Source organism: Lysinibacillus sp. UGB7 (assembly GCF_049058285.1).
GTDB classification, from domain to species: Bacteria; Bacillota; Bacilli; order Bacillales_A; family Planococcaceae; genus Lysinibacillus; species Lysinibacillus sphaericus_B.
Genome location: NZ_JBMGUV010000021.1, coordinates 17,887 through 40,170, shown reverse-complemented (window position 1 = coordinate 40,170; position 22,284 = coordinate 17,887). Strand labels below are relative to the sequence as shown.

Genomic DNA, 22,284 nt, shown 5'->3' with positions numbered 1-22,284 from the left:
ACTTCTTCGACTAAATTTGTGAAGCATGGGTTCGATTAATCGGCATTAATTTTTTCCTTATTTGAAGTAAAAAAAATACATAAATAATGGGCAGAATAGCAGAATTATCGTGATAAACACGATGCCTTGCCATTGATAAAATCCCCATATGGGACTAAGCAATGTACTCCCACAAGTGACCCCAATATAATAAGAAACGAGATATAAGCTGGAAGCGCTCCCCCTTTTGATGAATTGCGGTACGACTAACCGTTGCTAATGTTAATGCATGGGCAGTGAAGAAGCCTAAACACTCAATACATAAACAAAAAATAATGATGACAAGCGATTGGCTTAACGTTAGCGTTATTCCGCTTACTAATAGAAGCACGCCAAAAGTTTTTATGCAGTTGATAGCCATTTTCTCTGCAATTGCACTTATTGGTGAACCGATTATACCTAGACTATAGGCTAAAAAAATGAAAGATATCGTTTTTAATGAAAGAGAGAAGGGTGGTTCTATTAAATGAAACGAAATAAAAGTCCACATTCCTGTAAATGATATTTGTAAAATAATCCCAATCCAAATAACTTCAGCAGATTTGGATTATTTAAATGACTCCAAAAACCATGTAGATCTTTTTTTATAGTACGTGCGTGTTGTGCAAAATGCTTAGATTTTGGGAGTGCTATACAGACGATCACAAAAATGATGAAACCAAGTAACGCAAGTGATAAAAACGCTGTCTCCCAAGAGTAACGTTCCGTCACTGAGCCCATGACAAAGCGACCAATTGTTCCACCAAGTGCATTACTTGAAATATAAAGTGAGGTGGCGAGCCCCATCGATTGACTTTCAATCTCTTCACTTATATGGGCTAGCGCCGCCGCGAGCAAGTTGTTCAGAAGTAATAGAGACTCTATGTGCCATTAAATAATCTAAAATTTGTTGCATAGTAATATTGTTTAAGCCTTTTGGTAATTCAAAAGATGCCTGCTGAATGCCAAGCCATTTATCGATATCCTCTTGGTTTACAGCGTTTGTTTTTAGTAACTTTTTTGTTGAATTTTTATATTGTTGCAAAGCCTTTTCAAAGCGTTCAAAACGAAAAGGTTTGATGAGGTAATCGATTGCACCAAGTCGGAGAGACTCTTGTACAGTTGGCGCGTCTCTGGCGGCGGTAATCATAATAATATCTGATGGAATACGTTCAGCGCGAAGCTTTAGAAATAATTCCATTCCTGTCATATCTGGTAAAAACATATCGAGTAAAATAAGATTTGGTTTTTTTGCAATAATTTTTTCATAAGCGTCACGTCCATTGACTGATTCACCTATAAACTGAAAACCATTCATTTTATTCAGAAATCCTTTATTTACTTCAAGTACCATTGGATCATCTTCTACGATAAATACTGAAAGATTACTCATTTCTCTTCATTCACCCCCACTATAATAGTAATTATTGTGCCAATATGGACAGTTGATTCAACTTGGATAATACCTTTGTTTGATTCCACAATTTGTTTGACAAGTGCAAGTCCAATACCATGCCCGTCCTTTTTCTTTGTACTAAAGCCGTAATCAAAAATTCGTTGTGGCATACCCTCAATGCCTTTCCCACTATCCTGTACTTCTATAAATAAATGAGGCTTATCCCCGATTAACGTTAAATGAACATCTTTATGAGGGCTTTCGAGACAGGCTTCCATCGCATTGTCCAATAGATTGCCGATGATTGTTACCATATCTCCACCTGATAAACCACTCATAAAATCAGCAAGGTTACAATCTTCGTCAATTGTAAGCTCTACGCCGAGTTCTTTCGCTCTAGAATATTTGCCGAGCAATAACCCCTGTATGGAATAGTCATGAATTTTATCATGTAAGCTTTGAATGATTTTCTCTTCATCTGTTATTTCATCAATAATGAGACTTAAAGCATCATCATTACGTTCGAGTTGAATTAATCCTGCATTACTGTGGAGTCGGTTCATGTATTCATGTTGCTGAGCTCGTAAAGAATCGACGAGAATTTTAATGCCAGTTAATTCTTCGGCTAGCATATTCGCTTCTTTTCGGTCTGTTAACATAATGAGATAGCCTGCATTTTGCTCAAAAATACGAATCGGAAATGTGCGTACCAAATACATTTGTTCATACATCAGCAGAGGGCGATATACTTCGTGCTGCTGAATAACATCCTCTGCAAGCCAAGTATCTTTAAATAGTGTTTTTCTAGAAACTTTTTGACTGAAGAAATGTGTGTATTGTCTTGCTAATCTGTTTATAAATGTGACATTTCCACTTTCATCAGTTGCTAATATCCCAATATCCATGGCTTGAATAATGCCGGAGCGTTCTTCTACAAGTCGGGCGATTTCATAAGGTTCTAAGTTAAATGTTTGACGTTTTAAATGATTGGAAACCCAAACAGAACCTCCTAATCCTATGGCTAAACCCCAAAAAAGAGATACTAATATATCCAGTTGGTATTCATCTAGAAGGTTATACCATTTTGGTGCGAGTAAGCCTACTGTAATAACACCAACTTGTTTTGTACCTTCTTCATTCATAATTGGTACGAACGCACGAATGGAGTAACCAAGTACGCCACGCGCCTTTGATATGTATTCGTGTTGCGAGAAAGCTTCTATTTCGTCTCCACCTTCAAATACTGTGCCGAGCTTACTCTCAGACGGGTGGGAGTAACGGATTCGGTTCATATCGATAATCACAATATAATCGACATCAGTTGTTAAGCGAATACGTTCAGCAATTGGCTGGATGATGTCAAACCCTTGATGTTTTCCCACATTATTTTGAACCTCTGTAAGTTGTGAGACAGTTCTCGCGATGGCGATGGCACGTGCACCAAATTCTTTTTCAAAAGCACCGGCAAGATTATGAATCATAATAGCGCCACTGGTGGCAATAGAAAAGATGACAATAATGAACGAAAATATAAACATTTTTAGACGTAAAGAAATATTTTTCATAGGCATGTAAAAGGAATGGCAAAACTCCTTCTATTAAATTCACCACCTCTTTCTCCTTTATGCAAATAAATGGATTGCGTAGTTATGCTACCTTGTCTATTGGCGTTTAAACTAGGACCTGCATTCTATTATAAATTACCATAAAAGAATAGATTGTTGTAATACAATATTGGCCATTTTGTCTGAATTATACATGTGTACTATAACAATAAAGATTTACAATTCTTATTGGAATTATTGGCGAAGGTTTAAAGATTCTAATAGAATATGGTGATGTTGTATGAATGAATATCTAGTACACATTAAAAATGTATATTTGAATAATAAAAAATAAGAGTTTATTTAGTTAAAAAAAGGAAATATACATTGAATGTATTTTATTTTTTTACTATTAAATACATTAAAAGGAATAATCTGAGTATCGTTTGGCTCTATTAAATCTTTTTGCGCAAAGAATTTTTGCTTGTTAAAGTTTTAAATTTCTCTTTCATTCTCGATATTTCTGGATGATGGATATTGCTCTCTTTCTTTGAGGAGGTGCTTTATAAAATTTACTATTAACAGGAAATAGTAGAGAATAACACTTAAATGTGAAAATATGCACAAAATTAATTATTTTGAAATAGTTTGTGTGTGGTTAGATAATAGAGTAGAAAAATAATATTAGCTAAAAAATGTTGTGGAATTTGTTTTATAAACGACTTTTTACTTAGGCGCCGTAAGGATTGAGGTATGAAAAATATATAGATATTTCTAAAAAACTTTTTGGAGAAATAATATTTTTTAGAAAAACATCTTGCATTTGAATAATTCTAAGTGGTAAATTGTTTTACATGGAAGTTCATAAAATCTTCACAGGTAGCAAAAGAGGGGAGAAATGAGAATTTATGAATAAAAATAGATGGTTAATTGCATTATCTGCAATCGCTATTCACCTTTCGATTGGTGGGGCTTATGCATACAGTGTATACAAGCTACCAATTGTTACAGAAATGGGATGGAGCGAAACGAAAGTAACGGTTGCCTTTACTATTATGATGGGGCTTGCTGGTTTTTCAGCGGCGTTATTTGGTAGTTTAGTAGAAAAAATGGGTCCACGTAAATCAGCTATGGTAGCTGCCGTGTTATTTGGAGCAGGACAAGCTGGAGCAGGTGTTGCTATTTCAATGGATTCAGTGCCATTATACTGGTTAACATACGGTGTGCTTAGTGGATTAGGTATGGGTATTGGTTATATCGCCCCTGTATCGACATTAGTAAAATGGTTCCCAGACCGCCGTGGTTTAGCAACTGGGATGGCTGTGTTAGGATTTGGATCAGGTGCACTTATTACAGCACCAGTGGCAGCTAACTTAATGGAAGCAGTTGGCATTTCTACGACGTACTTTATTTTAGGAGCAAGTTACTTCACGTTAATGATTTTAGGGGCTTTATATATTGCACCACCGAAACCTGGGTATATGCCTGCTAACATGAAAGCAGCAGCAGAAAAAGGCAAAAATGTAGTAAAAACAGATTTAGCAGTTATGACAGCGCGAGAAGCAGTGAAAACAAAGCATTTCTGGATGCTTTGGTCAATGCATTTAGTGAATGTAACTGCAGGTATTATGATGATTTCTGTAGCATCTCCGATGGCACAGGAAATCGTTGGTTTATCAGTTGCGGGTGCCGCAGCAATGGTAGGTGTTATGGGGTTATTCAATGGTGGGGGCCGTTTAATTTGGGCTGCCGTGTCAGACTATATTGGTCGCTCGAACGTTTTCGTTATTTTCTTTACGGCACAATTAATCGCATTTATCGTGTTACCACACACAACTAATGTCATCATTTTCCAAGCTCTTATTTTCTTAGTTGTTAGTTGTTATGGTGGTGGCTTCTCAAATTTACCAGCATTCGCAAGTGATTTATTTGGAACGAAGCAACTTGGTGTTATTCATGGTTACTTATTAACAACTTGGTCATTAGGTGGGATTTTTGGTCCACTTTTAGTGAGCACAATTAAAAACTCTTATGGAAGTTATATTCCAGTATTCTATGTATTTGCAGGTTTAATTGCAATTTCATTTATTATTTCGCTTACTTTACGTGCAGATGTACGCAAACGTACAGCTTTAAAAGCAGCATCACAAAATGTTGGAGAAGTCTCTGCTACACAATAATTAATACTTTCAATTTGCACTTGAATGTATAGACCGTATTAGTGTCATTTCGCACATGACACTGATGCGGTTTTTTTTTAGTAGCGGTTGTTATATAACACTCGATTAATCTTCGTCTAACATATAACAGTGACTATTTGATGTCAACAACATTATGGAAAATAAAGTGATTTCGTTACTAAAAGAGAAATTTTGCTACGATATCATTGTGAACGTAGCAATACTGCGAAAAGTAATGGAAAAGCATAAAGTGTTGACATAGAAGGAGTCTATTGGTTGCCTACTAAAAAAGGTGCTATTCATCAAAATACGCTTGAAGCAAAGTGGAGACTTAAGCGATTATCTCAACTAACTTATGGCTGTAAAGTTTGAATCTTTTCGAAACGTTGAACGTATATAAAGTATATATAGGAGGGGTAAATGATATGGGTAAATTTTCATTAAATGACTTTATTAACAAAACGCAACAAGATGACAACGTCAACGATTTTTTTGAGTTAGAAACAGAACGTGTATTAGAAGTTAATTTAGATGGTGAAGTGTGGTCGAAGATGGGGGCAATGATCTCTTACATAGGAGACATTAAATTTGAGCGAGAGCGTGTTATGGAGCACGGACTTAGTAAAATGTTTAAAAAGGCCTTAACAGGCGAAGGCACGCAATTGATGAAAGCAAAAGGTCGTGGACGTCTGTATTTAGCCGATCAAGGTAAAAAAGTTACGATCTTTGATTTACAGGATGAAAGCATTTGTGTAAACGGTAATGATTTACTGGCATTTGAGCCGAATATCGATTGGGATATTCATTTGATGCGTAAAATGGCAGGAATAATGTCAGGTGGTTTATTTAATGTAACGTTAAAAGGAAGAGGGAAAGTAGCGATTACGACACATTTCGAACCGTTAACCTTGTTAGTGAAGCCAGGTGAAACAGTTTATACTGATCCACATGCTACTGTTGCATGGTCTGGCAACTTAACACCCGAATTTAAAACAGATATTAGCTTCCGGACGTTTATTGGACGTGGAAGTGGCGAATCGATTCAAATGGCATTCACAGGCGAAGGCTTTGTCATTATTCAGCCATTTGAAGAAGTCTATACTACGAGCGAAAGTTAAAAGAGCGTGTCTGAAAAGCCGGACACACTACAGACTATAGACAAACTCGACATTATTAGAGTTAACCTATAGTCTTTTTTCTTTTACCATAAATTTAGATAAAGCCGTCGATTTCCACTAAGGGCGGGGTCGAGCAGCTTCCCTCGCTTTGTACAGTCAAGGATCACGACTTCCCCGCTTTTCCTCCAGGAGTCACCTTCCTTCTTTCCAATCAACGTCTACATATATCTATCCTATCCATAAGTTGAAAATCTATATTCATCTTACAGAGGTCCAAGTATTGATCCCGTCGTTGTCTTTAAAATGACGTTTATTCAATATGTCTTTGGTAATTGCTCTAATGCGTCAAACCATCAAAGAAATCGAAACGAATATGGCGTATCGCTGATTTTTGAACATAAAAAATGACAAAAGGTATTCGGAACGTGATTTTTCAGAATTTCCTTTCAGAAATAGTAGTTACAAATAGCCCCTAATAACGAAGGTAGTACGCTACGCTCAACTATTTTCTACCACTTTTGGACTTTGCCATGTCCAATTAGCTAGTTTCTTTAAATTTATGGCAGAAAAAGTAAGTGTAGCCTGCATATCCAATTTTTAAATCCCTCGTAAGGTTGTCCAACGCATACCATGCTTTTCCTTCGTAACGTAAATAAACGTTCAATCGTTTCTATGCGACGTGCATAGATTTGTTTCATGTCACTTTGATGACGTAAATAATCGGCTTCTTCCACATGATACACCTAAATAGGACGTACAATGATTTTCCGATGTCAGCATTTCTAATGGATGTCGTTCAGTATTACTATTTTTCGACATTCATTGATAGACGTACACGAGTTGATTGGAGCGCAGGCGGCGACTTCTACGGGAATAGCATGAGTTGAAGGCCCCGCAGGAGTGTAGCGACGAGGAGCCAGAAGCCATGCCCGCGAAAAGCGCCCGCCGTAGCGGAAATCAACGGGTTCCTATAGAGGCTTCTATGTTTAAAAGAAAAAAGACAGTAAACAAACTCAATTTTTTGAGTTTATCTACTGTCTAGAGCATGTCCGTAATTTTGAAAATGTGAGTTAAGAGTTATTCAGTTGTTTTTCCGGTCGTATCTTTCGCGACATTATAAAGCGGCGTTCATGCCTGCTATACGTCCCGTAACAAGTGCAGACGTAATATTGTAGCCACCTGTATAGCCGTGAATGTCAAGGATTTCTCCGCAGAAATATAAACCAGCTTTCTTCTTTGAGGCCATTGTTTTCGGTTCTATTTCCTTAACGGATATACCACCACCAGTAACAAATGCTTTTTCTAGTGATTGTGTACCGCTAACTGTCATGGTGAAGTTGACGAGTAGTCGTGCCAAGTTGCGTATTTTTTCTTGCGATAATTCAATGCCTGTTAATTGTTCATCTATACCGGCACGTTCACATAAAAAAAGTAACCAACGTTCAGGGGCAATCCCTTTCCAAACATTTTTCACAGCTTTTTTTGGCTCTTCTTTCACAAGTTTGTTTAAATATTGCAGACAGGTTTCTTCATTGTCATCAACAAGTGTTTGAATACGCAATGTGACAGGGTCATAACCTGTTTTCATTAGTTCCTTGACGACAAATTGGCTACAACGTAATACTGCAGGTCCACTTAGTCCGAAATGTGTAAAGAGCATGTCCATTTGATGGGTGACGAGCACCTTGCCTTTTTTATTGAGCACTGAAACGGCTACATCACGGAGAGCTAATCCTTGAAGTTCACGATTTTGAATAAATTCTTCTTTCGATAAAACGGGCACCTCTGTAGGGAATAGTGTTGTCACCGTATGCCCTGCACGCTCGGCCCACGGATAGCCATCTCCAGTTGAACCTGTTTGTGGTACTGCTTTACCACCAACTGCTACGACTACAGCAGCACTACGAATTTCGGTGCCATCTGCTAGGCGTACACCTAGAATTTTTTCATCGTCCATCAGTAGCTTGCTGACAGGTGTGTGAAGACGGACTTCAATGTGTAGGCGTTGCATTCTTCGAATAAGGGCATCCACCACGTCTTGTGCGCGATTAGAAACAGGGAACATACGTCCATGATCCTCTTCCTTTAAAGCAACACCTAGCTCTTCAAAAAAGGCGATGATATCCTCATTATTATAAACAGTGAATGGACTATATAAAAAACGGCCATTTCCTGGAATATGCTTAACGATTTCTTCTACAGGCAGTCGGTTCGTGACATTACAACGACCACCACCAGAGATGGCCAATTTTTTGCCGAGCTTTGTGCCTTTTTCAAGTAGTAATACTTTCTTTTTACGCTCTCCAGCGGCAATGGCAGCCATTAAACCAGAAGGCCCGCCACCAATTACGATAACATCATACATATATGTGAACTCACTTTCTTTTCTTTTTAGGAATCTTTCCTATTATACATGAAGTCTATATAGAGGGTGGCTTCTTTACATTGAAAATTAAACGAAAGTGTTTTATAATTTTCTATTCCGTACTAACGTGCCCTAAGATTTCTAGAATTAGTACGAAAGATAAGCGCACGTAAGTACCTGATAGGTTTAATTAATAATCGGTGGAGCAAACCCCGTCGATGAAAATTTCACTTTATCTGCAATGACAGCATGAAATGAACGCTTTTTCGTGCTATGATGATAGAGGTTATGCACTAAATTATGAGGTGAAAAAATAGATGTGCGGATTTATAGGATATATTAATGGAACAAATGTGATTGATCATCACCAAACAATTGAAAATATGATGAATACTATTATTCACCGCGGTCCAGATAGCGGTGGCATTCATAGTGACGATAAAGTAACGTTGGGCTTCCGTCGTTTAAGCATTATCGACTTATCGGATGTGGCAAATCAGCCACTATACAGTGCGGATGGCAATATCGTACTCGTATTTAATGGAGAAATTTTCAACTTCCAAGATCTACGTGCAGATCTAATTGCAAAAGGTCACACGTTTAAAACACAATCTGATAGTGAAGTAATTATTTACGGTTATGTTGAGTATGGCGTTGACTTTGTAAAACAACTTCGTGGTATGTTCGCATTCTGTATATGGGATAAAAAGAATGATTTGCAATTCATCGCTCGTGATGGCTTTGGTATTAAACCATTGTATTATTCAGAAAACACGACTGATGGCACATTCATTTTCGGGTCAGAGATAAAATCGTTTTTACCACACCCAGCATTCATTAAGGAATTAAATAAAAATGCCCTACGCCCTTATTTAACATTCCAGTATTCTTCAATGGATGAAACATTCTTTAAAGGTGTGTACAAGTTACCACCTGCACACTACATGCTTATTAAAAGTGGTCAAAAGCAAATTGTGCAATATTGGGATAAAAAATTCCATGCAAAAGAAGCGACGATTGAAAAATATGTGGAAGACATACGCACAACGGTGAAAGAATCTGTTGAAGCGCATCAAATTAGTGATGTGAAAGTTGGTTCTTTCCTATCTGGTGGGATTGACTCTAGTTATATTACAGCATTGCTACGCCCAGACAAATCTTTCTCTGTTGGATTTTCTGATTATGAAGATATGTTCAATGAAACAAACTTAGCAAAAGATTTATCAGATACATTAAACATTCAAAACGAACGCAAATATATTTCTGCAGATGAATGTTTTGAGGCATTACCGAAGATTCAGTGGCATATGGATGAGCCACAGTCAAACCCATCTTCTGTACCACTTTACTTCCTATCTGAGCTAGCATCGAAGGATGTAACAGTTGTACTTTCAGGTGAAGGCGCGGATGAAATTTTTGGTGGCTACTCTTGGTACCAGAATTCAGGCAGAATGCAACAATATGAAAAAGTACCTTTTGGAATTCGTAAAGCGTTACGTGGTGTAGCAGAGATGCTACCCAAAAACCAGTATACACATTTTATGGTAAAAGGTGGGCAAACGGTGGAGGAGCGCTTCATCGGGGAAGCTGTCGTTTGGGATGAGGGTGATGCATTAAATGTGCTAAAACCTGATTACAAAAACGGCCCATCTGTTCAAACTATTACAAAACGTATTTATGACGAAGTACCAGGTGACGATGATGTAACAAAAATGCAGTATTTAGATTTAAACCTCTGGATGCCTGGTGATATTTTGTTAAAGGCAGATAAAATGAGTATGGCGCATTCGATTGAATTGCGTGTACCATTTTTAGATAAAGAAGTGATGGAATTGGCGAAAAACATTCCATCAAGATATCGAGTAAATGATATTGATACGAAATATGTTCTTCGACAAGCAGCGCACCAGGAATTACCTGAGGAATGGGCAAAACGTCCAAAGCTTGGATTCCCAGTACCAATCCGCCACTGGTTGCGTGAGGAAAAATACTACAATATGGTGAAAGACATGTTTACAACTGACTTTGCTAATGAGTTTTTCGATACTAAGCAATTAGTTGGTTATTTAGATGAGCACTACGAGGGGAAAGCTAATCGTGGTCGCTATATTTGGACAGCCTATGTGTTTTTAGTGTGGTATAAACAATTTTTCGTGGATATGTAATAGAGAAGTAGCTGTTCAAAAAGTCATCATGATTTTTTGAACCGCTATTTTTTTAGCAGATAAGGCTACCTGCATCTGAAGGACATCAACTGAGCCTAAGGTTGTTGGCTGAGTTGTAATTCACTAAAATATTTCGATGTATTATGCGTTTGTTTTCCAATAATATGTTAAGATAACAGATGGTTTACTTTTTTTGTCTTTTAAAAATATGCTTAGCGCTTTACAAAAACGTTTGATTTTACAATGAATGGATGGATAAGATGTCCAATTTAATGAAAGGTACTGCGATATTAACAATGGGGATGTTTTTATCAAAGGTTCTCGGATTAATATATATTTTTCCGTTTTATGCGATTGTTGGCGAGGAAAATATCGCGCTGTACCAATATGCATACATTCCCTATTCGATTATGCTGGCAGTAGCCATCTCTGGTGCTCCTATCGCTGTATCCAAGTTTGTCTCTAAATATAATGCAATGGGTGATTATCAGTCAGGTCGTAAGCTCATGAAGTCGGGTATACTTGTGATGTTGATAACAGGCCTTGCATCATTTATAGCGCTCTTTTTATTGGCGACGCCAATTGCGGGGCTTGTCATCAAAAGTGATGAACAGGCATTTTCAGTCGAGCAGATTGCTTCTGTCATTCGCTGGGTTAGCTTTGCGCTAATTGTTGTTCCGTTCATGAGTTTATGGCGAGGCTTCTTTCAAGGTTATGATAAAATGCAACCTACAGCAATTTCGCAATTAGTGGAGCAAATTGTGCGAATTGTAGTGTTATTAGGTGGTTCGTTCTTAGTCGTAGTTGTCTTTAATGGAAAACCGCAAACCGCTATTTCTTTTGCAGTATTTGCAGCGTTTATTGGTGCAATCGGTGGCTTAATCGTTCTGTATTATTACTGGAAAAAATATCAGCCAGAATTTAATATGCTGCGTAGTCAAAGTGTAACTTCTACGCAATTGCCAATGACGGATATTTATAAGGAAGTCATTACGTATTCGATACCAATGGTGTTTGTTGGAATAGCTAACCCATTATTTCAGTTAGTAGATATGCTAACTTTTAACGGCGCGATGGCTTCTATTGGCTTAGCGGAAGTGACAGATAAGTACTTATCAATGATTAACTTTACGACACATAAAGTTGTCATAATCCCTGTTATGCTAGCAACTGGTTTTTCAATGGCTTTAGTGCCAACCATAACGAAATACTTTACACAAGGTGAGTATTTATCGTTACGTCATGCGATGGATAAAACATATCAATTATTAATTTTCATAACATTGCCAGCGGTTGTTGGGATTTCATTATTAGCGAATGAAATTTACTTTATGCTCTATTCAGAAAGTGAAATGGGTGCAAATATTTTAGCGCATTATGCACCTGTTGCTATTTTATTTGCATTGTTCCAAGTAACAGCGGCACTTTTACAAGGTATCGACTTCCAAAAGTGGATAGTCTTCAGTTTACTTTCGGGGATTTTTGTAAAGCTCGCACTTAACATTCCGCTGATTCGTTGGTTGGAAGCCGATGGTGCTATACTTGCAACAGCAATTGGTTATAGTGCATCTATAATGATAAATGTTTTAGTACTTAAGAAAACGCTTAACTATAAATCAGAAATGGTGATACGTCGTGTCATCCTAATTTCTCTTTTAACAGTGGCGATGGCAGTAAGTGTATTAATCGTTCATAAACTTTTAGAGCTAATCATGGGACCAGTTGACGGCAAATTTTCAGCGTTAGTTTATTCTGTTATTTGTGCTACAGTGGGTATTTCAGTTTATGGTTTTTTATCGTTACGAATTGGCTTAGCACAAAAACTTCTTGGTGAACGATTGACACGAATTACAAGCAAACTGGGTTTTAAATAGGAGGAATTATGCGTTTAGATAAGTTACTGGCAAACATGGGTTACGGCTCCCGTAAGGAAGTGAAGCAGCTCCTGAAGCAAAAAGCGGTGTCGGTTGATGGCACGTATGTTAAGGATGCGGCAATGCATGTTGACCCAGAAAAGCAAGATGTCTCTGTTTTTGGTGAACGTGTACTATATACAGAGTTTGTTTACTATATGATGAATAAGCCGCCAGGGGTTATTTCTGCGACAGAAGATTTACGGGATGAAACGGTCATTGATTTATTAGAGCCACTACACCAGCATTTTCAACCATTTCCAGTTGGTCGTTTAGACAAAGATACAGAAGGCTTATTACTGCTGACAAATGACGGTGTTTTAGCTCATAATTTATTGTCTCCTAAAAAACATGTACCAAAGGTGTATTATGCACTTATAGAAGGTATTGTAACAGGGGCCGACGGTGAGGCTTTTGCGCGTGGTGTTGAGTTAGACGATGGCTATATAACAAAACCTGGTAAGCTCGTTATTTTAAAGTCTGCTCAGCAATCGGAAATCGAGTTAACGATTCAAGAAGGCAAATTCCATCAGGTGAAACGTATGTTTGAAGCGGTTGGTAAACATGTCACTTATTTAAAACGCCTTTCGATGGGAAGCTTAAAATTAGATGAAAGCTTAGAGTTAGGTGCATATCGTGAGCTGACTATTGAGGAGTTAGCTTCCTTGCAAAATACAGATTAAACAATACCTCGATACTATACTATATAGTGTCGGGGTTTTTAAATACATATTTATCCCAATAACTGTATAATATGATATATCAATAAAAGGTTTTTAATTAATTTATGGTATGATTAATGTTCAATGTTCAGAAAAAATGATAGGAAAATGACTAGAGGATAACTGAATGAAAAAACTGCGTTTAAAATTATTACTGTCTTTAATTGCCTTTGCCTTAATACTTGTTGTCGTTATTTCTTACGTCAACAGGGAAATTCTAGTGGCAGATATTGAAAAACAGCAAGCCATTAATCGAACATTAATTGAAAATCATATTCTTACTGATATGCAAACTGTAGATAATGCACATTTTTATTTTGACAATAATATTTCTGATAAGATGGAGCAAGAGCTACGAGCATTAGCCTTATATTATGAAAAAAATCCAAACATAGCAACATGGGATTTACAGCAAATGAAAAAAAAACATGATATGGACATATACATATTGGATCAAACAAATACCGTTATTTATACGACATTTACAGAAGATAAAGGGTTGAGTTTCAAGACTTGTTGTAACCGCTTTTCTGCTTTATTGGATGAGCGAAGAGAGAGTGGAGAAATTTACATAGATGGTATTGATGTTTCCACGACAACAGGAGGATATCGGAAATTTAGCTACTTAGCAACACCCGACAAAAAATACTTGCTAGAGTTGGGTATCCAATTAAATGATTGCCCTGTTTATCAAACTTTCAATTTTGAAAAAACCGCACACTATTTGATTGAACAATATCATGACTTGTTGGAAGTGCACACAATTAGTGCTGGAGGCGTTTTTTTTGCTAACTCAAATTCTGCCAGGACTACGGTGAAAGATCAATCGCAAACGTTTCAGGATCATTATAAGCTGGCCAAACAAACGATGAAGTCAACAGAATATCGAATAAAATTAAAAAATGGTTATATTGAGACGTATCGTTTTTTACCATATGAGGCTGAGACAGCACGCGGAGAATCTACAAGACGGGTTGTCTATGTGAAATACGATAATCAAACGGAGTTAATCGCGCTAGCGAAAAATACGCAACAGTTTTGGCTACTGCTTATGATTGCATTGAGTACTTCCTTGATCCTGCTGTTAGTGATCAATCGCTTGCTTTCAAAAACAATGCACTTAGCAACCTATGACGCACTGACGAATGTATACAATCGCGCCACCTATATTAGCAAGATGGACAACATATTGAAAAAAAGAAAAATGAATAAGCCTGGTTTATTACTAATTGATTTAGATAATTTTAAGCAAGTAAATGATCAATTTGGTCATGCAGAAGGTGATAGAATACTTATTAAAACAGCAGAAATTTTAAATCAAGAGGTGAAAAATAAAGGATTCGTTGTAAGGTTTGGGGGAGATGAGTTTGCAATTGTCTTATACGATACCGAAGAGAATCAATTGGAACAATTAGCAAATTCTATCTTGGAGAAAATTCGTAAAATAAAAAATGATAATGTTAACATACAAAGTTGGTCTGTTCTGTCAGTTAGTATGGGAGGAGCAATTTGTGAAGAAATGAATGAATCTGAAATGAGCTTATTTGAAAGAGCAGATAAAGCACTATATCAGTCGAAGAACGCAGGGAAAGACCGATACTCAAAATATAACGAGGTTGCTGCAGGGCAATAACAATCCTATATTAAGAGAAAGTATAGGAAGTATTGTATCTACTTGGTCAGTTAGTTCGCATCGGCAAACCGTGAAGTTTATTTTTTAAAATATTAATTATGAACAAAAAATTCGCTACGTTCCAGCAGGGGGTGAGCCAAGTAATATCTCACAATTTGCCCGTGGAAAGTAAGCGGATTTTTGCATTTCTATTTTATGAGGTAGAACGCCCAGATTTCGCTTTGTAAAACAAAGAACTACATAGAACAAGAATAGCAATAACAGTAAACATAGCATCAATATAATGAGTGAGCAGCCAACCACCAATGATTGGACCTATAAAGCCACCTAAATTTTTAAATTGTGAAGCCCCTAAATAAGTTGCCTTTTGTGTATCTGGTGCAATGTCATCAATCATGACATTCATTGTAGGGAAGGTGAAAATTTCACCGATTGTAAATATTATCATCGCTGCTATAAAAAATGGATAATTATTTGAGACGCCAAATAATATAAGACCAACTGCAAAGAAAAGAATACCTACAAGAAGTGTTGCTCTCGATGAAAAACGCTCCGATAGGATACTAATCGGTAACTGCAGTAATAAGACAACCGCAGCATTCAATGAAATAAGTAAGGAATAGAGTTTGGCACCATCTTCAATTTTCAACTCAATTAATTGAGGAAGTGTTGAATCAAATTGGGAGTACCCAATATTTATTAATATCGCACCAGAAATAAAGCTAAGGAGCACACGATTTGTTAAGAGAATCGTGAAGGTTTGTAAGATCTTTGTTGGCGTTGCTGCTTTTTGTTGCTGCATTGAATAGCGATTCAACACGAAAAATAAAAATATGGCATAAACGATATACATGGCACCTGTCAGTATGAATGGGATGCTGGGACTAGATAATTTAGCAATATATACACCAATAACAGGACCTATAACTGCTGCTATATTAATAGCTGTATAGCGCAATGAAAATAGTCTTTTTCGTTTGTCGGCTGGCGTGAAGTCAATCATTAGCGCTTGTGTCGAGGGCTCAAAAAATGAACGACATAAACCATTTAAGGCGTTTAATGCGACAAAGAGCCAAATAGTATGAGCAGTAGCGAAACCGAAGAAAACGATGCTCCAGACGAGAATTGTTAGCAAAATAACACTTTTCCTACCGAAACGATCTGTTAAATAACCTCCAAAGAAGCCCCCTACTGTGGAAATTAATGGAGCAATTCCGATCGTCAGTCCAATCTGTAAAGGTGTAGCGTCAATTTCATTATGTAGATAAATAGCTAAAAAAGGCATCGCCATAAAGCTTGCAATGCGCGTAAAAACAGTTCCACCTAAAATAATCCATACAAGCGGGTGAAACAACTTGGACAGTTTCACACAAAATCCTCCTCTCAACATGTAGAATGTTACGAGTGTAACGGATTGTAAAGAGACTGTAAATAGGCCAAAAAAAGAATGACCCCGACGAAAGGTCATTCCTTTTCTCATACAAGAATGCTTTACGCTTTAGGCGTAAAAACTAAGACGTCATTTTTACTTTTTTACTCGTCGTTGTCCATTTGCCTCGACTTGGACTCATCACCAAATCGTTAAAGGCTAACACGTTCAAATCTCTTTGAACGGTGCGAGGAGTGATGCTAAACTCTTCGACTAAATCCTGTGTAGACACGGTTCCTTTGTCTAAAATAAACATGTACACGTCTTTAATACGATTAAGCATTCGATCAGTAGTTGGTTTCATAAATGAACCACTCCTTCATCTTAATTCTCTTGGCAAAGACTAGCGGACGACAATATGTGCGGAGTGCACTTAGGCTCTTAAGTTGCTGCCTTAGACATCCCCTTTTCTAATTTGATGTTCAGAACGATTATTCTGATAACTTTATTATATAAAAAAACTAGCTGTTTTTCTAGTGAATACGATTGAAATTTACAAATCATACACAAAATTTATACTGTATTTTGTGGGAATTAGTGAAATAGATGCTATATGTGGTAGTGTTAGATAAATATATAAATGATCAGTAGCCAATTGATTGTAATTTTTGGTGTAAAGAGTAGAATAATCTTATTATATTTTCGAGGAGGTACATGTAATGGATTGGTTACAGGCTGCAAAGGAAAGACAAGATGAATTAGTACATGAGCTACAGGAGCTTGTGCAAATTAATAGTGTACTGGATGAAACATCAACAACTACAGAAGTACCTTTTGGTGAAGGACCGTTAAAGGCTCTTGAATGGTTATTAGCAAAAGGTCAATCTGAAGGACTAGAGACGAAAAATGTTGATAATTATGCTGGCCATATACAGATGGGTGAAGGTGAGGATTTACTCGGTATCTTATGTCATGTAGATGTTGTGCCAGTTGGTAATGAAGCGAACTGGACATACCCGCCTTTTAGCGGCACGGTTGCAGATGGTAAGCTATTTGCCCGTGGTGCAATTGACGATAAAGGCCCAACGATCGCAGCTTGGATGGCAATGAAGCTCGTAAATGATGCAGGCATTCAACTAAATAAACGTATACGTATGATTATTGGTACGGATGAAGAGACAGGCTTCCGCTGTGTCGACCACTACTTTAAACATGAGGAAATGCCAACAATCGGTTTTGCACCGGATGCAGATTTCCCGCTCATTAATGCTGAAAAGGGCATTGCAGAGCTTGTGTTCTCTCAAAATAAAATGGGGGATGCAATAAAAGAGCAACTATTACTATTTAATGCTGGGAAGCGCCCAAATATGGTACCAGATTATGCTGAAGCGACAATTCAATTCGTTTCTTCACAATTGGAACAGAATTTTCAAACATTTTTAAGCAAAAATCAGCTAGAAGGCTCTTTATTAATGGATGGTTCTCACTATATAATAACTATCAAAGGGAAATCAGCTCATGCAATGGAACCTGAAAAAGGCGTCAATGCGGCTGTTTATCTTGCAGCGTTTTTACAACAAGAGCTGACAACAGAGCTAAGTAAGCAATTTGTTGACTTTATAACAAACGTATTTCATCATGACCATTATGGCCACGCCCTTGCCTTACAGTTTGAGGACGAAATGTCAGGTAAAACGACATTAAATCCTGGTATTGTAACCTATGATGTGACGAAAGGTAGCAACCTGGTCATTAGTATGCGCTATTCTGTATCATATCCATTTGATGAAAAAATGACAGAAGCGCAACGCTTAGCTGCAGAAAAAGGATTCTCCCTGGATATTCAAGATGACTCAAAACCTCATTATGTGAGTGAAGATGAACCTTTAATTCAAGCGCTAGCTGGTGTTTATCGACGTCATACAGGTGATTACGAAACACCATTACTATCAACTGGTGGTGGTACCTATGCGCGCGTAATGAAAAAAGGTGTGGCATTCGGTATGCTCTTCCCTGGCGAGCCGGATGTAGCGCATCGTGCAGATGAATACGTTATCGTTGAAAACTTAGTGAAAGCTGCAGCTATTTATGCAGAAGCAATTGTTGAACTTGCAGGGCAAAAATAACTCAAAAATGAAAAGGATGAATGAACATGGCATACTCATTATTGAATGATCAAATCGTTGAAGAAGGATCTATTGTAGTATCACCAGAAGACCGTGGTTACCAATTTGGTGACGGTATTTATGAAGTAATCAAAGTATATAACGGAAATATGTTCACAGCACAAGAACACATTGATCGTTTCTATGCCAGTGCCGATAAAATTCGTCTTGTCATTCCTTATACAAAAGACGTGTTACACAAATTATTACACGATCTAATTGAAAAAAATAACTTAGACACAGGTCATGTTTATTTTCAAATTACTCGTGGTACAAATTCTCGTAACCATATCTTCCCGGATGCGAGTGTACCAGCTGTATTAACAGGTAATGTGAAAGCTGGAGAGCGTTCAATCGAAAATTTTGAAAAGGGTGTAAAAGCAACATTAGTGGAAGATATTCGCTGGTTACGTTGTGACATCAAATCTTTAAATTTACTTGGCGCTGTACTTGCGAAACAAGAAGCATCTGAAAAAGGTTGCTACGAAGCGATTTTACACCGCGGTGAAACGGTAACAGAATGCTCGTCTGCCAATGTTTATGGTATTAAAGCTGGTAAACTTTACACGCACCCAGCAAATAACTACATCTTAAACGGTATTACACGTCAAGTTATTTTAAAATGTGCAGTAGAAATTGGTTTACCAGTTATTGAAGAGCCAATGACAAAAGGCGACCTATTAACAATGGATGAAATCATTGTGTCATCTGTATCTTCAGAAGTGACACCAGTTATCGATGTAGATGGCCATAAAATTGGTGCAGGTGTTCCTGGTGAATGGACACGTAAATTACAAAAAGCATTTGAGGCGAAATTACCAATTTCAATCGAAGCTAAATAAGCACAAGTCGTTAAAAAGAGCTACTCAAACCTTGATGATCAACCAAGGTTTTAGAGTAGTTCTTTTTTTATAGAGCAAAATATGGATGTTTTCTCCTGAAACGTCATGTAAAATAAAAATGATAATGATTTACATGGGCAGTAAGATTGGAGTGACCTTTAAATGGCACAATTAGTGAAAATACAAGATTATGTTTCACGTTATCAAATTGATTTGGCTAGATATCCAACACAATTTGTACGGTTAAAAAAAAGCCAATGGGAACGTGTCAAACGTCAATGGGAGTCAGGAGAAGAAATTAGTGAGTGGCAGCATGTCGACAATGACACAGAAAATGAGCCATTTGAAGAGAAACTACGCTTCTCGTTAATTAAAAAAATCTTTGCTGGTCGTCAGAAGGAAGATATAAAAGAAGATAGTGAGCAGGTAGAAGTAACAAATGAATTTGCAAATGAGGAAGATATTATTCCAGAAGAAGAAACGACCTTAACATTTGAGCCGAAAATAGTGTATGCACCGCAGTCTATTCACGAATTGAAGCGGATGTTCATAGATCAGTTTTTTCATTTCCAAATGAAGTGGGCCAGCTCAACGCTACGAGAAAAATCGTATGTGGATCCTCGATTTATGCGTGACTCTTTATTACGAACTTTATTGCAAAATTTGCCGGATAATTATTTAGTGTTTTATTATCCTATTTTACAGGTGCGAAAAGCCCCGATTGAACTTGATGTTGTTTTAATGTCACCAACCGAATGTATTTGTATTACAGTGCTTGAAGCAGAAAATCAAGCGGTGTATGTAGGCAGTAGCGAACGATTTTGGGTCAAGAAGGTAGGAACAAAGGATTTTAAAATACTCAATCCTATGATTAATTTAAGTCGTATGGAATCGGTTTTAACACAGTTATTTCAGCAAGATAACATAGATATGCCCATTCGAAAAGTTGTGTTAACACGTAATGGCTATTTTGACTATCCCGGATCATCCTATAGTATACAATTTGTAGATCATCGCAATTATGGGGAATGGATGCAGCATTTGAAAAAAGTATCCTCTCCTATGAAGCATATGCAAATTCGCGCAGCGCAAACGATTTTAAATAATGTGCAAACAACGTCCTTTAATCGTGATATTTGGCAACAGACATCGCAACCATCCGCTGAGGATTAACATATGAATGTATTATTTATTGTTAATGAGGCAGCTGGCAATGGTAAAGGGAAGAAAGTTTGGCACCGTCTTCAACAACAATTAACCATAAACTATGCAGTTGCCTTCACAGAATATGAAGGGCATGGACTAGAAATTGCGAGGCAATGGGCACGAGGGGCACAAACAAAAAAGCTCATTGTCATTGTCGGTGGGGATGGCACGATACATGAAGTTGTCAGTGGTGTCGTACATATTGACTCTATTGTTATTGGCGTTGTAAGGGCGGGCTCAGGTAATGATTTCGCACGATATTTTCCAATATTTCGAAATGCTAAACAAATTGAGACTTATTTACGGTCTGAATTAGTCGGAATTTCGATGGATATTGGCATGATTCAGTTTGGAACAATGCAAAATGAGCTGTTTGTAAATAATGCAGGTATTGGTTTCGATGCATATGTTACAAAGCAGATTAATAAGTCACGCCTTAAATATTATCTCAATAAAATAGGACTTGGCAAACTCTCCTATGCTGCAGCTGTTGTGAGGGGATTATTTAGTTTTGAGCGTTTTAATGTGACGGTACGTACAAAAAATGAAGAACGGCATTTTAAGCAGGCGTGGTTTGTTGCCATGAGTAATCATCCTTATTTTGGCGGCGGCATGAAAATTTCACCACGCTCTAAACCCGATGATGGAAAAATTGAAGTGACGATTGTCTATGGTATTTCCCGTTTGAAATTACTATTTGTTTTTGCCACTGTTTTTTTTGAAAAGCATACGAAGTTTAAAGAAATTACTTTTTTGCAAAACAATCAATTTGAGATTATCTTGGACTCTGACAAGATTGATAGTCATACAGATGGGAACTATATAGGTGAGATTGAACAGGGTACAATTATTCATTGTGCGGTCCAACAAGATGCTTGGAATATAATAACTTTTGATAATGGAAGAAACGTCATTTCACAATAATTTTATGCGAAATGACTGTTTTTACGTTATACTATAAAAAATTAATAATTACCTAGAAGGAAATGAGGAAGAAAATTGAGATTAAGAAATAAGCCTTGGGCAGAGGACATGATTACAAGTCATCCAGAGGTGATCATACCAAATCCTGAAGACTTTAAAGGAAATTGGCAGGCGGTTTTTGGCAATGACAACCCACTGCATATTGAGGTTGGTACAGGGAAAGGGCAATTTGTGACAGGGATGGCTTTGCAGAACCCACATATCAATTATATTGGTATTGAGCTGTATGATAGTGTGATCGTTTGTGCACTAGAAAATATTTTAGAGGCTAAATCTCCAGCAAATTTACGTTTATTAAAAGTAAATGGCGCGGATTTATATAAATTTTTCCAAAAAAACGATGTAGCACGAGTGTATTTGAATTTCTCAGATCCTTGGCCTAAACTTCGCCATGCAAAGCGTCGTCTAACGCATGAGGGTTTTTTGAAATTATATGAGTCGATTTTAGTTGATAATGGGGAAATCCATTTTAAAACGGACAACCGTGGCTTGTTTGAGTATTCGTTAGTTAGTATGTCTGAATATGGCATGTTATTGAAGTATGTATCACTCGACCTACATGCGAAGATGCCAGAGGATAATATTATGACAGAATATGAGCAGAAATTTTCTGCTAAGGGGCAACCAATTTATCGTCTAGAATCACAATTCATAACAAAATAGT

18 protein-coding genes and 2 pseudogenes are annotated in these 22,284 nt (G+C 37.2%); 12 read left to right on the top strand and 8 right to left on the bottom strand.

Going from position 1 to position 22,284, the window contains the following annotated elements; all coding sequences use genetic code 11:
* Positions 1 to 154: 154 nt before the first annotated feature.
* From ACOMCU_RS18030 to ACOMCU_RS18015, 4 genes are read right to left on the bottom strand one after another with little or no spacing between them, the layout of a single operon-like run.
* Positions 155 to 529: a hypothetical protein gene (locus tag ACOMCU_RS18030; RefSeq protein ID WP_421050930.1), complete on the bottom strand. Its 375-nt coding sequence runs from the start codon at positions 527 to 529 to the stop codon at positions 155 to 157.
* Positions 502 to 825 carry an MFS transporter gene (locus tag ACOMCU_RS18025; RefSeq protein ID WP_421050929.1) on the bottom strand — a complete coding sequence of 108 codons (324 nt, stop codon included), beginning with the start codon at positions 823 to 825 and terminating at the stop codon, positions 502 to 504. Before ACOMCU_RS18025 ends, ACOMCU_RS18030 begins: the two co-directional genes overlap by 28 nt.
* Before the next feature lie 19 nt (positions 826 to 844).
* On the bottom strand, positions 845 to 1,411 hold the full coding sequence (locus ACOMCU_RS18020) for a response regulator (protein WP_421050928.1): 567 nt from the start codon (positions 1,409 to 1,411) through the stop codon (positions 845 to 847).
* Complete coding sequence (locus ACOMCU_RS18015; RefSeq protein WP_421050926.1) at positions 1,408 to 2,895, bottom strand: ATP-binding protein; 1,488 nt, start codon at positions 2,893 to 2,895, stop codon at positions 1,408 to 1,410. Before ACOMCU_RS18015 ends, ACOMCU_RS18020 begins: the two co-directional genes overlap by 4 nt.
* 971 nt (positions 2,896 to 3,866) lie before the next feature.
* Between ACOMCU_RS18015 and ACOMCU_RS18010 the strand changes: the two genes are divergently transcribed.
* The 3 genes and pseudogenes from ACOMCU_RS18010 to ACOMCU_RS18000 form a co-directional block, all read left to right on the top strand.
* The gene (locus ACOMCU_RS18010) at positions 3,867 to 5,138 is read left to right on the top strand and encodes an L-lactate MFS transporter (protein ID WP_010860252.1); all 1,272 of its coding nucleotides are present in this window, start codon (positions 3,867 to 3,869) and stop codon (positions 5,136 to 5,138) included.
* Between the two features lie 425 nt (positions 5,139 to 5,563).
* Entirely contained in the window at positions 5,564 to 6,256 is a 693-nt protein-coding gene (locus ACOMCU_RS18005; RefSeq protein WP_010860251.1) for an AIM24 family protein, read from the top strand.
* Positions 6,257 to 6,499: 243 nt separating this feature from the next.
* A pseudogene (locus ACOMCU_RS18000) lies at positions 6,500 to 6,641 on the top strand (transposase); the annotation flags it as partial.
* 113 nt (positions 6,642 to 6,754) lie between these two features.
* Here ACOMCU_RS18000 and ACOMCU_RS17995 read toward each other — a convergent pair.
* Positions 6,755 to 6,993 (bottom strand): annotated as a pseudogene (locus ACOMCU_RS17995) (transposase); the annotation flags it as partial.
* A 377-nt stretch (positions 6,994 to 7,370) separates the two neighbouring features.
* Positions 7,371 to 8,621: an NAD(P)/FAD-dependent oxidoreductase gene (locus ACOMCU_RS17990; RefSeq protein WP_421050925.1), complete on the bottom strand. Its 1,251-nt coding sequence runs from the start codon at positions 8,619 to 8,621 to the stop codon at positions 7,371 to 7,373.
* A 317-nt stretch (positions 8,622 to 8,938) separates the two neighbouring features.
* On the opposite strand from ACOMCU_RS17990, the gene asnB reads away from it, so the two are divergent.
* From asnB to ACOMCU_RS17970, 4 genes are all read left to right on the top strand, one after another.
* Positions 8,939 to 10,786, top strand: a complete 1,848-nt coding sequence (gene asnB / locus ACOMCU_RS17985; protein ID WP_421050923.1) for an asparagine synthase (glutamine-hydrolyzing) — start codon at positions 8,939 to 8,941, stop codon at positions 10,784 to 10,786.
* A 260-nt stretch (positions 10,787 to 11,046) separates the two neighbouring features.
* Positions 11,047 to 12,660 carry a putative polysaccharide biosynthesis protein gene (locus ACOMCU_RS17980; RefSeq protein WP_036130691.1) on the top strand — a complete coding sequence of 538 codons (1,614 nt, stop codon included), beginning with the start codon at positions 11,047 to 11,049 and terminating at the stop codon, positions 12,658 to 12,660.
* A gap of 8 nt (positions 12,661 to 12,668) precedes the next feature.
* The gene (locus tag ACOMCU_RS17975; protein WP_421050922.1) at positions 12,669 to 13,382 is read left to right on the top strand and encodes a pseudouridine synthase; all 714 of its coding nucleotides are present in this window, start codon (positions 12,669 to 12,671) and stop codon (positions 13,380 to 13,382) included.
* A gap of 166 nt (positions 13,383 to 13,548) precedes the next feature.
* A complete protein-coding gene (locus ACOMCU_RS17970) occupies positions 13,549 to 15,054 on the top strand; it encodes a GGDEF domain-containing protein (protein ID WP_010860246.1) in 1,506 nt (501 codons plus the stop codon).
* A gap of 193 nt (positions 15,055 to 15,247) precedes the next feature.
* On the opposite strand, the gene ACOMCU_RS17965 is transcribed toward ACOMCU_RS17970, so the two are convergent.
* Together ACOMCU_RS17965 and ACOMCU_RS17960 are read right to left on the bottom strand one after the other, a co-directional pair.
* Positions 15,248 to 16,423, bottom strand: coding sequence for an MDR family MFS transporter (locus ACOMCU_RS17965; RefSeq protein ID WP_010860245.1), 1,176 nt, complete (start codon positions 16,421 to 16,423; stop codon positions 15,248 to 15,250).
* Between the two features lie 142 nt (positions 16,424 to 16,565).
* Positions 16,566 to 16,787: a DeoR family transcriptional regulator gene (locus ACOMCU_RS17960; RefSeq protein WP_010860244.1), complete on the bottom strand. Its 222-nt coding sequence runs from the start codon at positions 16,785 to 16,787 to the stop codon at positions 16,566 to 16,568.
* 355 nt (positions 16,788 to 17,142) lie between these two features.
* Between ACOMCU_RS17960 and pepV the strand changes: the two genes are divergently transcribed.
* The 5 genes from pepV to trmB all read left to right on the top strand — a co-directional run bounded on the left by pepV (position 17,143) and on the right by trmB (position 22,283).
* Entirely contained in the window at positions 17,143 to 18,549 is a 1,407-nt protein-coding gene (pepV, locus tag ACOMCU_RS17955; protein ID WP_010860243.1) for a dipeptidase PepV, read from the top strand.
* Positions 18,550 to 18,575: 26 nt separating this feature from the next.
* Positions 18,576 to 19,430, top strand: coding sequence for a D-amino-acid transaminase (dat, locus tag ACOMCU_RS17950; RefSeq protein WP_421050921.1), 855 nt, complete (start codon positions 18,576 to 18,578; stop codon positions 19,428 to 19,430).
* Between the two features lie 162 nt (positions 19,431 to 19,592).
* The gene (locus tag ACOMCU_RS17945; RefSeq protein WP_421050920.1) at positions 19,593 to 20,603 is read left to right on the top strand and encodes a nuclease-related domain-containing protein; all 1,011 of its coding nucleotides are present in this window, start codon (positions 19,593 to 19,595) and stop codon (positions 20,601 to 20,603) included.
* Positions 20,604 to 20,606: 3 nt separating this feature from the next.
* Entirely contained in the window at positions 20,607 to 21,560 is a 954-nt protein-coding gene (locus ACOMCU_RS17940) for a diacylglycerol/lipid kinase family protein (RefSeq protein ID WP_421050918.1), read from the top strand.
* 75 nt (positions 21,561 to 21,635) lie between these two features.
* Entirely contained in the window at positions 21,636 to 22,283 is a 648-nt protein-coding gene (gene trmB / locus ACOMCU_RS17935; protein WP_010860240.1) for a tRNA (guanosine(46)-N7)-methyltransferase TrmB, read from the top strand.
* The last annotated feature ends 1 nt before the right edge of the window (position 22,284 follow it).